At 35.6% G+C, this 12644-nt stretch carries 17 protein-coding genes; 16 read left to right on the top strand and 1 reads right to left on the bottom strand.

Going from position 1 to position 12644, the window contains the following annotated elements; all coding sequences use genetic code 11:
- Positions 1–536: 536 nt before the first annotated feature.
- A complete protein-coding gene (locus tag I215_RS16070) occupies positions 537–740 on the top strand; it encodes a hypothetical protein (RefSeq protein ID WP_156800169.1) in 204 nt (67 codons plus the stop codon).
- Here the strand turns inward: I215_RS16070 and I215_RS01750 are convergent.
- Positions 714–1121 (bottom strand): hypothetical protein, encoded by a 408-nt coding sequence (locus I215_RS01750; RefSeq protein ID WP_008990224.1) that lies wholly within the window; start codon positions 1119–1121, stop codon positions 714–716. The genes I215_RS16070 and I215_RS01750 overlap by 27 nt on opposite strands.
- Positions 1122–1266: 145 nt before the next feature.
- Between I215_RS01750 and I215_RS01755 the strand changes: the two genes are divergently transcribed.
- The 15 genes from I215_RS01755 to I215_RS15655 all read left to right on the top strand — a co-directional run bounded on the left by I215_RS01755 (position 1267) and on the right by I215_RS15655 (position 12641).
- A complete protein-coding gene (locus tag I215_RS01755; protein WP_008990225.1) occupies positions 1267–1539 on the top strand; it encodes a hypothetical protein in 273 nt (90 codons plus the stop codon).
- Between the two features lie 52 nt (positions 1540–1591).
- Positions 1592–2176: a helix-turn-helix transcriptional regulator gene (locus I215_RS01760; RefSeq protein WP_008990226.1), complete on the top strand. Its 585-nt coding sequence runs from the start codon at positions 1592–1594 to the stop codon at positions 2174–2176.
- A 53-nt stretch (positions 2177–2229) separates the two neighbouring features.
- Positions 2230–2484 carry a hypothetical protein gene (locus I215_RS01765; RefSeq protein WP_156800170.1) on the top strand — a complete coding sequence of 85 codons (255 nt, stop codon included), beginning with the start codon at positions 2230–2232 and terminating at the stop codon, positions 2482–2484.
- 298 nt (positions 2485–2782) lie between these two features.
- Positions 2783–2986, top strand: coding sequence for a hypothetical protein (locus I215_RS16075; protein WP_008990229.1), 204 nt, complete (start codon positions 2783–2785; stop codon positions 2984–2986).
- Between the two features lie 94 nt (positions 2987–3080).
- A complete protein-coding gene (locus tag I215_RS01775) occupies positions 3081–3551 on the top strand; it encodes a hypothetical protein (protein ID WP_008990230.1) in 471 nt (156 codons plus the stop codon).
- 6 nt (positions 3552–3557) lie between these two features.
- The gene (locus I215_RS01780; RefSeq protein WP_008990231.1) at positions 3558–3929 is read left to right on the top strand and encodes a hypothetical protein; all 372 of its coding nucleotides are present in this window, start codon (positions 3558–3560) and stop codon (positions 3927–3929) included.
- A gap of 208 nt (positions 3930–4137) precedes the next feature.
- Positions 4138–5115 carry an RNA-directed DNA polymerase gene (locus I215_RS01785; protein WP_040459755.1) on the top strand — a complete coding sequence of 326 codons (978 nt, stop codon included), beginning with the start codon at positions 4138–4140 and terminating at the stop codon, positions 5113–5115.
- Complete coding sequence (locus tag I215_RS01790) at positions 5087–5383, top strand: hypothetical protein (protein ID WP_008990233.1); 297 nt, start codon at positions 5087–5089, stop codon at positions 5381–5383. The genes I215_RS01785 and I215_RS01790 overlap by 29 nt, the downstream gene beginning before the upstream one ends.
- Before the next feature lie 28 nt (positions 5384–5411).
- Complete coding sequence (locus I215_RS15650; protein WP_156800171.1) at positions 5412–5933, top strand: hypothetical protein; 522 nt, start codon at positions 5412–5414, stop codon at positions 5931–5933.
- Entirely contained in the window at positions 5930–6406 is a 477-nt protein-coding gene (locus I215_RS01800) for a class I SAM-dependent methyltransferase (RefSeq protein ID WP_008990235.1), read from the top strand. The genes I215_RS15650 and I215_RS01800 overlap by 4 nt, the downstream gene beginning before the upstream one ends.
- 53 nt (positions 6407–6459) lie before the next feature.
- Complete coding sequence (gene dnaG, locus I215_RS01805; protein ID WP_008990236.1) at positions 6460–9639, top strand: DNA primase; 3180 nt, start codon at positions 6460–6462, stop codon at positions 9637–9639.
- Between the two features lie 273 nt (positions 9640–9912).
- A complete protein-coding gene (locus I215_RS01810; RefSeq protein ID WP_008990237.1) occupies positions 9913–10158 on the top strand; it encodes a hypothetical protein in 246 nt (81 codons plus the stop codon).
- Between the two features lie 48 nt (positions 10159–10206).
- Entirely contained in the window at positions 10207–10683 is a 477-nt protein-coding gene (locus tag I215_RS01815) for a hypothetical protein (RefSeq protein ID WP_156800172.1), read from the top strand.
- A gap of 44 nt (positions 10684–10727) precedes the next feature.
- A complete protein-coding gene (locus tag I215_RS01820; RefSeq protein WP_008990239.1) occupies positions 10728–11264 on the top strand; it encodes a hypothetical protein in 537 nt (178 codons plus the stop codon).
- A 66-nt stretch (positions 11265–11330) separates the two neighbouring features.
- Positions 11331–12641 (top strand): S49 family peptidase, encoded by a 1311-nt coding sequence (locus I215_RS15655; protein ID WP_156800173.1) that lies wholly within the window; start codon positions 11331–11333, stop codon positions 12639–12641.
- The last annotated feature ends 3 nt before the right edge of the window (positions 12642–12644 follow it).

Raw genomic sequence — 12644 nt, forward strand, 5'->3', positions numbered from 1 at the left:
ATTTCAATTTATACCTTTGAAATATGAAATAATGGCGATAGTTGGGAGGCAGGATGTGAATGAAATACCTTAATTTATATTTCGTTACCTACTTTATAGAGGGTAAGCTGTTCTTAGATATGATAGGCAAAACGAAAAAAAACAGCACGTATTAACTGTAACGGGTTTAACTGGTTGGGATTTTATGGGTCAACCAGAAAACTCTTCTTATGAGAACGTTTTTAAGGTAGCAATAGGGCTATAAGTGTCACATAAAGATTTACTACCAAATAAAGGGAATTAAATCTAACAAAAAAAAGCCTAACAACATGACATTACAAGTGTTAAGCTTTTTATTTGTGATCGCGCCAGGATTATTTTCAATTTGCAACTATTTAATTATCAATTATATATTATTTTTTTGTGACAAACTTGTGACACAAAAATTTTCTTCTGGAATCAAATAGGTATTCTATTCGATTAATTTTAGTCATTTTTAGTTTATTTCCTTCTTAAACTAAAAAGATACTATTACCTATAATTAAAATTCCCCAGTAATGAGAAACAAACTATTCAACTATGTCAATGCATTTTTGGAGCTTAAGAAATCTAAATCAAACTATAGTAATGAGCAATACATAAATGAACTCGAAAAAATTAAATCATCCCTTACCGAAATAGTAAAGGATGAAGAGATGATTACGAGCACTCAAGAAGAATATTTACAATCAATATTAATCGCTAATTCGATCAGTAATTGACTGCTTAGTTTCAGCAATTTCTTTGTCAATTTCATTTACAATCATTTGAATTAGTGTTTGCTTCAAATCGTTCAAATTCGATTGTATTTTGGAATCAATAATTTCATCGATGGTTAAATCACAATCAATCGACGACCCCCTTTTGTTTAATTTTTTCGAGTCTGATTTAAGATACATTGACCCTCTTCCTGAAAGAATCCATTCCGCACTATAATGCGGATACACTTCTACAATCTTCGACACAACGTCCACACTGGGACTACTTCCCCTTTTAGTTAAGGAGTTAAAATACCCTGAAGTTTTTTCAATACTAAGCTCAAATTGCCTAGTACTTAGACCTGTATCTTTAAGTATTTCTAATATTCTTTCGACTGCTGTCATGACACATGAGATTTTTAATTACACACAATTTTCTAAAGAAATGCAAAATAATGTTTGCATATCCAGAATATTGTATGTAGTTTAGCGTTAATAATACGTTAGTAAAATTAACATAAAAACGTTAACAACGAAATAGCAGTTTTATATGATTACCAAAGCAGCGAAAAAGAAAATAAAAAAGGAGTTAAAAAGGACTGGGAAAGGCTACACGCAGGTGATTATCGAGTATTTGAAAAAAAACGATATAAGAACCAAAGAAGGTAATATTTATTCCGAAAGTATGATCAGGGCAATAATGAACAGACCAATCACCAACCTAAAACTCGAATTGGCGATATATGATTGTTTCAGCGAAACCTTAAAAGAGAACAAAAAAGAGGATAAAAGAATTAATGTGCTTTTGTCTCAAGTAAAATAAACCGGAGCGCGAACTCCGGCATATCCTATTGTAAACAATATAAAATTAAATTATGAGCAAAACTATCGAAAAAAATGCAGCCGAACAATTTATGGCAGGCGTATCTCCAAAAGATTCAAACATTGAATTTATAGGGGTTAAATCAACCAAAACAGTGTTGTGGTTGCAAAATGGTAAAACGAAGTACTTTAAGGATCTTCCTCCCCACTTGTTTGAATTACTTCAGAATTCTTTTTTAAAAGATCCTCAGGCAATGAACGATCTTCAAAATGTAGAGACAATGGAAAGAAAAGTAGAGCTATACACATATTACATGTATGGAGACTTAGATTCCATACCAGACATATCCAAAGGTCGTCTATCTCCATCGGAAAATTTCAGAGACAACAAAAATTGTATTTCCCAACATTGGGCAAGTAAAGAAATCACCATTGATGGTGTTCGGATGAACAACCGTGATATAACCATACTTGACTCTATTTCACAAGACTTCCCAGATAAAGCTATTGCTAATATCCTAGGCATTTCGATGAGCACATTTAATTGGCACAAGCAGAACCTTCTTCATAAAACTAATTGTGCCACCAAAGTGGCACTGGCAATTAAAGCACAAAACCAAAAAGTCCTAGTAGCATGAGAAAAATAGAAAAAATCAAACAGGATATAATTAGGTGTCAGACACAAATCGCCATGACTTATGATGACACCACAAGATTTTCAAATGATGAAGAGCGTCAGATCACCAGAAGCGGCTTTCAAATGCAATTGCAGAAGTTGTTCAACGAGCAGGCAATGCACATCAAGGTGCATGGAGCAACGATTGTGCTATCTAACGGATCCGAAAAATTATTCAGTGATCCTACAGAATTACTCAAACGACGATCTATGGAGGCTTGTAACTTCACTATACAACAAATTGAGAACCGTAAATCTTCCCCCAGTTAACAATGAAATCACTGTTGGAGAATACTTTAAAAAACACAATAACCCTAAAAACTAAAACAATGGAACAGCAATCCAAAATTCACGAAGAACTACTAAGGAACAATCGGATAATCGCAATCCTTTGTGTCACTTGCGTATCAATCTCATTAATATTATCTGCTATGACAGCTCATATGGCTGGAATTATCGGAAGCATTGAAGGTTGCATCGCTATAATAGGCATAATCCTAATAGTTATGGTAATGATCATTTTAGGCATTACAATCGGCGCAAGATCAGCAACTCAAATTCAATAAAAATGATAGAAGTTGCAGGAATTATGTTAGCATCGGGCATATCGCTATTTGCCATTACTTATGCCGCTATTGTATTTATTGGTAGAAATAGATCCAAGAAAGGAATAAGTCCCACTCAATGGCACGAGTACTCTGAAAAGCCCTATAACTCATATGCAGAAAATGAACATCAAAGAAGCCAAAGCACGGATGGCACATGTAATTAGAACCTTGAAATGCCAAGGATACTCCTGGAAAGAAATTGAGGGAATTTGCCACCAGTGCATTGACAACACTAAATCAACATTTAAAAATTAACAAATGGACACATTAAACATTAAAAGAGAAGCCGCTATTGCAGCTCACAAAAACGCCAAAACATCTGGTAAAAAATTGTTAGAAGATTTATTGGGAAAGGAAACCTTCACAGACATCAGAGATCTTATTGAAGACTTCTCGGACGTTTGTGAAATCATGGGTAAAGCCGAATTAGACTACACATGTAACAGTAATGACCCAGATGATATTGCAGCTTGTGCATTGAAACAAGCCTTACTGATTGCAAGGTGTTACAATCAAAACCGAAAAGGTAAAATTGATTGGACTGACCATAATCAACCTAAATATTGCCACCGATATATTTATAATTCGGCCTCCGGGTGGTCGTTGTTCGTCGTCGTTCGCTGGGCCGCGTCTTCGTATTGCGGGTCCCGCCTTTATTTTATCGACAGTGATGACGCTAAAGACGCATGGGAAAAGTTCAGCCACATTTACATTAACCTAATTAAATAAATAAACATGAAATCACAAATTAACAGTTTAGAGGACGCCTTTAAAGCACAGGGAATAGATTCAAATGTAAGACCAGATGTTTCTAATCTTCCAGAAGAATTCCAAAAACATACTATCCTAAATTTTGAACTCGACGTGCTTATCATGGCTTTAAACAGTGAAGGACTTGATAAAACTTGGATGCCTGATTATTCAGATTTTTCACAACCTAAGTATGAACATTGGTACGACTATAGTTCGGCCTCCGGGTGGTCGTTGAGCGGCGTCGTTCTCTGGCCCGCGAATACGTATTGCGGGTCCCGCCGAGTTTTTAGAACTCGGGAAATAGCTTGGGATGCTTGGGAACGATTTTCTGAATTATTCAAAGCAGCACTATAGGTAGGAAAAGGTTGTGCATTGAATCCTGAGTTTCGTTCGGCCTCCAGGTGGTCGTTGAACAACGTCGATAACTGGAACACGAATACGAATTGCAGGTCCCACCTTGGTGAAAATTTATGTTCAATGCAAACCTTGCCACTTGGCAGAAAAAGACAATTTTAAACGGGGCGTTGGTACCAATCGGGGAGACGACCCAAAAAACAAAGGCATGAAGAGACAAACTAACCTTTATTCAAAGATAGTGACAATCGAAAACCTAAGATTGGCAGATGCTAGAGCAAGAAAAGGAAAAGGAAATCAGTATGGAGTTAGAATTTTTGACAATAACCCAGAAGGTAATTTTCTCCTTCTACATGAAATGCTGACTAATAACGCATACAAGACTTCGGAATATTCGACATTCAAAGTGTACGAACCAAAAGAGAGATTGGTGTATAGGCTCCCGTATTTTCCTGATCGTATATGCCACCACGCCATTATGAATGTCCTAGAGCCTATTTTTATGGCAAATTTCACTTCTGACACCTATAGCTGCATCAAGGGGCGTGGTGTACATGCATGTTCTAATGCTGTTAAAAAGGCTTTACAAGATGTAGAAGGGACTAAATATTGCCTAAAATTAGATATAACAAAGTTCTATCCGTCTATTGATCATGACATCCTTAAAAGTCTACTTAGGAAAAAATTTAAAGATCAGGATCTGTTGGCATTGTTATATGAAATTATTGATAGTGCTCCAGGATTACCTATTGGCAATTACCTCAGTCAATATTTAGCGAATTTTTACTTGTCATATTTTGACCACTGGATGAAAGAAGAAAAGGGGGTAAAATATTACTTCAGGTATGCGGATGATATCGTAGCTCTCGCATCAAGCAAAACCTATTTACACCAACTATTCATAGAAATGAATAACTATATAAATGATAGGCTGAACTTACAATTTAAAGGCAATCATCAGGTATTCCCTGTCAATTCAAGAGGTATTGATTTCGTAGGTTATGTCCATTATCACACGCATACATTATTGCGAAAATCAATAAAAAAGAGGTTTGCCAAATCAGTCTCTAAAAAGAAAAAGCATGCGTCCATTGCCGCTTACTGGGGGTGGGCAAAACATGCAGATTCCAAAAACTTACTTAAAAAATTACTTACACATGAACAATTTCAAAGATTTCAACATTAAACCCAAAATAACCTCATTTGTGGGAGATAAAATAAAAATGGAACGAATCATCAATGTGCCCATTGTGGTCCATGATTTTAAAATTGGAGAAAGCATAATGAAATCAGGAACGAAGTGTTTGACTTTACAAATCGAAAAAAACGGATCTAGGCATATCATTTTCACAAGTAGTAAGATCCTAATTCAACAAATAAAGGAGGTTCCGAAATCAAACTTTCCTTTCTCAACTACCATTATTAAGGACAATGAATACTTTGAGTTTACTTGATAAGTATCTAAACTAAAAAAGACTAATTATGACTTTACCATTTTCAACCCATTGGCCAAGCAAAATGCCAAGCGAAATAGCGAACTCACCAAACCAATTTGTAGAGAAGATCTGGAGATCTTTACCTGGAGACATCGTAGATAAAGAATTTGATAAATATCTCCCTAAACTTCAAGCATTGGGTTGTCCATTAGCTAATAGTTTTATCGATCTTAAGCCTAAAATTCACACTATAAGGAAAGGTCATCGATTTAAAGAAGGTGATTGGATTCACCCAGTGATATATAATCGAACTAAGAACAGGTTCCAATTTGCACCAACTTTTGGTTGCACTGGAATTCAAACGATATCAATCACATACGGGAAATATCTATGTGATTGGTATGGCTCCACACCTACTATTTTTATTGATGGTGGAGCCGTTGACTATAGGACAATCGAACGACTTGCAATCGCAGATGGCTTCCCAGATATAAAAAGTTTTATTTATTGGTTTGACCAAGATATAGAAGGGCAAATTATTCACTGGACTAATACAAGGTATCAATGAAAAAAGACAAGTTTATACTCGATGCATGCTGTGGTTCTAGAATGTTTTGGTTTGACAAGTCCAATCCAGATGTACTTTTCATGGATATCCGTGAATTAGAAGCTACTCTATGTGATGGGCGACATTTATCCGTTAAGCCAGATGTCGTAGGTGATTTTAGAAACATGCCATTTCCTAACAACTCTTTCAAAATGGTAGTTTTTGATCCGCCACATCTACACAAGCTCGGACAAGACACTTGGATGGCTCAAAAATACGGCGTACTACTTCCTACGTGGGAAACAGATATAAGAGCTGGTTTTGAAGAATGTATGAGAGTACTAGAGCCATTCGGAACGCTCATTTTCAAGTGGAATGAAGTCCAGATCACTACCAATAAGATTATTGAAATAATTGGAAAACAGCCATTATTCGGACATCCTTCTGGGAAACAAGGTAAAACTAAGTGGATGGCATTTATGAAAAATATATAAATCATGAGAAATCAACTAAACATATTAAATAATAAGCAAAAATAAACAAGCACATGCCATATATATCAAAAAAATTCATAGAATCCATCCAAGAAGAATCAGACGTACTAGATGTGATTAAAAAGTTTGTTGAGCTGAAAAAATCAGGTGCTAACTATAAAGGCTCTTCACCTTTTACAGCGGAAAAAACTCCTAGTTTCATGGTTTCTCCTGCTAAGCAAATATGGAAGTGTTTTTCGTCAGGCAAAGGAGGTAATAACGCAGTTTCTTTTTTAATGGAAACAGGAATGAGTTTTACCGAATCAATTGAGTGGTTGGCCAACACTTATGCAAAAGACATTGTATATGATGATTCCAAAGAGGCTAAAGCATACATGGAAAAGGTTAGTAAGCAGGAGGATCTTAGACCACTGCTAAAAGCAACCATTAAAAAGTATACTGAATCTTTCAAGAAACTTCCTAAAAGTCACCCTGCTAAAAAGGAAGTTTTCGAGAAAAGAAAATACACTGAGGAAGTGGTTGATACCTACCAGATAGGATTTTCACCAGGAAATAAGTTTATTTATGAAATTCTATCGGAAAAAGGGTTAACTGCGTCTGGAACCGACCTTGGGCTAATTTCGAAGGGTAATGATTTTTATTACAACAGGGTCACCTACACAGTATTTGACAAGAATGGAGCTCCAGTTGGTATTTCTGGTCGTGATTTATCAGAAGACTCCAAGGTGAAATGGTTAAATAGCCGTGACACTATCCTCTACGATAAGAGCAAAATTTGGTATGGCCTGAACCTTGCGAAATTTGAGATCCGAAACAAAGGTAAAGTGTATGTGGTTGAAGGATATAATGATGTTATTAGTTTTCATATAAATGGACTTCTCAACACAGTAGCTCCTTGCGGAACCTCAATTCATGACAACCAAATTGCTGAGTTAAAAAAATACTCGGACACCGTGGTTTTTGCTATGGATGGAGATAAGGCTGGAAGATCATCCACATTAAAGAATATTCCAAGGTTTTTAGCTGAAGGCTTCAGAACATTTGTTGTGAATTTGCCTGATTGTGATCCTGATGATTTCACCAGGTTAAATAAAGATGAAATAAAAGTCTCTGGTATTGAATCAGTTATCCAAGAAAAAGCTACTCCCATCGATGGATTCAAGGTTCTTTTAGAACAAATGATTGGGAAAGATGAAGTGGAGAAAAGCACAATTTCAAAAAATTTGTGTGAAATCATATCCAAAATAGAAGAGGAAGCCATCCTTCAAATATATGTTGGATGGTTAAAGAAGGAAAGTGGCCTTCCACAAAAAACACTTGAGACCTGGATTAAGAAATTCATAGCAGAAAGAAATCGAAAAGAAACTGAAACTTTATCCCTTGATTATGAATATGAATTGCCAAAAGGGATTGAAATGACTCCAGAGCTCCATAGAACAATCAAGAATTATCAATTGTTTATGGCCAAGGAGCAAATATGGATCAGAAAAGGAGAGGAACCACCATATGTATTTAAATCTGTAAGCAACTTTTCTATTGATATCATTCAGCACATGCAGGATGAAAAATTTCCAATGAAATTAGTATCTATTAAGAATGTCCATGGGCATGAAAAGATTTTTGACGTTCCTTCAGAACACATGAACTCACAACAACAGTTTGACAATGCTGTTACTGCTCATGGGAATTATCTTTTCACAGGAAGCCGTCCAGATTTTCAAAAAATTAGAGCCTTTTTATTTGACCGAATGGGAACTGGAAGAAAAATAGACGTTCTAGGATGGCAACCTGAAGGATTCTGGGCATGGAATAACAAGATCACTATTCCTGGCAAAACATCCATTGATATCGATGAAAATGGTGTGTTTAAATTCGAAAACACTTCCTACTATGTGCCAAGTGCCAACAGAATTTACAGCAACAATCCGTTTAAGTATGAAGGACAGAAGAAGATGATGTGCATCCAACCAGACTTCAATTTTGGGCAATATTCTTTACAACTTAAGAAAGTGCACCGAGAGCATTCTATTACAGCATTATTATTTGCCTTGGCCACACCCTTTCAAGATATCGTTGTAAATAACATCAAGAATTTTCCATTAATGTTTTTATCTGGTCCACCCTCCACGGGTAAAGACCAACTGGCAGCTTGTGCTCAAGGATTTTTTGGCGTACCTCAAACAGGGATTGGATTAGCCTCTGGTGTAAGTACCGCGAAGGCGCAAGTAAGAGAGTTTGCTCAATTCTCAAATATAATAGCTCAGTTGTCTGAATATAAGCGTGGGGATGTTCGCTTAGATGAAATGCTAAAAGACTTGTGGGATAGACGTGGTTATAAACGTGGAAATATTGATTCTCACGTTGGAACCGAGAGTATACCGATTCTGTCTTCGGTGATTATAACTTCAAATGATTTCCCCGATAATGATGCATTATTAACCAGGGTGATCTGGGAGGACATGAACGTTCAAAACTTCACAGAAGAAGCTGTTAAGAATTATGAAATTCTTGAAGACATGAATAAACAGATGTATTCGCATTTCACAGATGATCTCATCAATTCACGAGAAATTTTCAAACAGCGATTCAAAAAAAGCTATCGAAACGCTAGAGATATGATGAATTCCCTGCTACCCGATGCCAAAAGTCGAATAATAGGAAATTTTTCAGTCTTGGTGGCCACGTATGAAATTTTCCAAGATGTTGTTAGCTTACCATTTAATAAGAGTGAAATGTTAGAGCATTTTAAAAATAGAATAGAAGCTCTTGAACGCAAACTGGCTACTGCAAGTCTACTCAGTAAATGGTGGGATTGTTTCTTGGCATCATTAAGAGGACACAAAGATGATAGACTCAAGGTTGGCCATGATCTAAAATTAGAAGGAACCCACCTGTATTTTAACTTCACCAATTGTTATCTAAAAATACAGAGGCAATGGTACATCCAATATAGAGAAAGCGCACCGAGTAAAAGCAGCATGCAAGAACAGATTAAAAAAGACGAAAGCTTTATTGATTATAAAAATGGAATCAGGATGGAACCTGGACGCCAAGCCAAAAGCACGAGTGCTTATGTTGTGGATCTCGCTATCTTCTCAAAAGACATTGCTGAAGAGATAACAGATGCCGTGGACTTCCAGATGAACGAAGGTACTATATTTGACCAAACCCCTGTGACCCCAAATAATCAACTAAGTATAGAAGGTCTAGAGAAAGAGGATTTGCCATTTTAGCAAGCTTTTTTTTTAAAAATAATTTTATAAATGAAAAATTTTGAAGCGAAAATGATTCCAACACATCCAACACATACTTATAATACTAAAAATCAAATAATTAAAGTGTTGGAAATGTGTTGGATGTGTATGGATGTGTATGGAACTGTTTTTGATTCCCTACACATCCAACACATTTTGAAAAGATAAAATACTAATAATCAAAGGTGTGGGATGTGTGGGATGTGTTGGATAGTTTCACTTTATACGCGCGAACAGAAAAATGTATAAATTATGGAAGGTATTATATCAGTAAAAGTATCATTAAGGTTAGCTGAAGTAGATGACTTAAAGATTAACCGAAATACATTAAGGTATGGTCAGTGTTATGCTGTAAAAAACAGTGATGGTCTGACTTTGTCCGGCATGCATATTATTAATGAAGACACGGATCCTTTAGAGCTAAAATTTTTTCTAGATCAAAAAAGGTTGTTGGTTCCAGTGTCGTGTCTGGATGCAACTATAAAAATTTTGGATTAAAATACAGAATATTGTATGTATTTGTTAAATTTGGTAAACTCTATTACTATGGCTGATTTTACAATTACACAAAACATTCCAGTATCCAATCACGTATATAAGTATTTAAAAAACAGATATGGAGACGATCATATTATTGCTACTCGAGAAACTGTTGTTGGAGGGATAGTCCTTTCATTGTTGAACCGAAATAATGATATTCGTCACGTTTCAAAAAAATCATACGATAAAGTGTTCAGTGTATTGATTAAAGAAGAAAAATACTTAAGGAATGGGGTCCATATTGATACTCGTTCTGCCCAAGCATTTAATGACACTATTGATAAGATGTTTAGGGAGGAGTTATTTTGTCATGTCATGATCAATAAATTTTCCAATAATGAACAATTCAATCAAGGAATTCGAAATTTCCTAAAAGTATATGATATCACTGAAGATGATATAAAGTATGAGACATTATATAGGGACTTTAAGCGAAAAAAAGATAACATCCAAATTAGCTTAAACCTTGAAAAACAACCATAGGACATAACTGCCAAAAGGCAGGTTTGTCTATTAATTTTTGAAGTATGATATATAATTTATGCAACTCCCGAAACGAAGATCATGTGGACACTTATCATGAAGTAGCTATTATTGAATCAACTCAATTATATAGTTTCAATCATCTAACTCCAGATGATCAGATTATTGATATAATTAGTAATCTACCAGATACATCACAGGCGTTCATTACGGATCTCCTTCCAGAAAACATTAGAGTTACTGGTCAAACCAAAATCGGAGATACTGGATCTTTATTTCCAGTATCGATTACATTCACTCAAACTCCTCAGAATAAGTCAATTCTTGAATTGCTCCAAAAATATAATAACGGGTTAGTTGTTGTTTTGGTTAAAAAAAGAGGAAGTTCATTTCTATATGGAACGACAGATCAACCATTGATTTTCACCTTTGATGAACTAAACAGCAATAATCATAGTACTGTTAAAGGGTATTCGATTAAAATAAATGGTTCTGGTTATGGTAATAGTAAAAATTTTGAAGACATTCAATTCAACATCTTCAACAGAGGTTTGGCATTCCAATTGTCCGAAGGTTTGTAATGTCCTTTTTTGAAGAGACATGCTTCTATAATATTGTGTTCAGTAACATAATGAATACAATTGCCCGTGCCTATAAACAATCTTCATAGTCTTTTAAACTCCCCTTGGTATATAGATCAATCTTATGCCGAGGCACACCTGCCCCTTCTGTTCAATCTTTTGGAGGGGAAGGAAATGTCTGAAAACTCAAAAAAAACATCTTCAGATAAGCTAACTAAAGCTTTCAAAAGTAATGGGATTAATGCCTTATATGATGATCTGGAAGAAAGTGATCCAGAAAAATACGTGGTAGTATTGTCGATCAAATCTCCTATTTACAAGTATAACCAAGCTTGTGGTCCATCTGGGACCAAAAGTAAAATGGCTATTCTTGAAAGAATTAAAAATGATGATGTTATTGTGGGTGTTGTTTTGGACATAGATTCAGGAGGAGGCCAAGTATACGGAACACCAGAATTCCATGATTATCTTCTTGACTACCCTAAACCAATAGTTACCTATACAGATGGACTTATGGCCTCCGCAGCCTACTACATTGGTGCTTCTGGAGATCATATTGTTGCCAATAAAAGAGCTGATGCCATTGGATCCATCGGTGCTTATGCCCAATTTTTGGACTTACAGGGGTACTATGAGCAAAAAGGCGCAAAACTCCATACGATATATAGTAGTAAAAGTGATGAGAAAAACAAGTCTTATCGCGAAGCCTTAAAAGGAAATTACGACATCTACATTAAGGAAGATCTGGATCCAGTTGTTGATGACTTCATCAACGATATTAAAAGTGCGAGATCGAATATTAGTGACAAGGTTTTTAAAGGAGCAACTTATAATGCTACTACTAGTTTAGAGCTAGGCCTAATTGATGAAATAGGTACACTTCAGACCGCAATCGACAAAGCTTTTGAACTTTCAAAATCAGATACAAACACAAATACCCAAGAAACAATGGCTAATACAGCAAAAAAAAGAGAGCGAATTCAATCCGTTCTTGGTTTAACAGATCCTTTAGCTTCAACCGATAATGGATCTTATTTAAATGACCAGCAATTGGATTCAATTGAATCTCATTTGCAGTCTCAAGTAGAATCAATTAGCACTGCTCAGTCTGCTCAAACAACAGCCGAAAGCAATTTGACTAATGCCCAAAATGACATTTCAGGAATTTCTACTGCATTAGATAATGCAATAAAAGCTTCTGGATTAGAAGTTGCTGAAAATGCTACCTCCATTCAAAAAGTCACTGCATTACAGAATCATATTTTGCAATTAGGTAAGCAACCAGGGGAAACCCATACAACCGTAAAAAATAGCGAAGAAGAAGGTGTAGCACACGCTTATGTCGACTTCAATTCATCTATCTATCAAAACAATTAATAA

The sequence above is a fragment of the Galbibacter marinus genome (assembly GCF_000300875.1).
In the GTDB taxonomy this organism is placed as follows: domain Bacteria; phylum Bacteroidota; class Bacteroidia; order Flavobacteriales; family Flavobacteriaceae; genus Galbibacter; species Galbibacter marinus.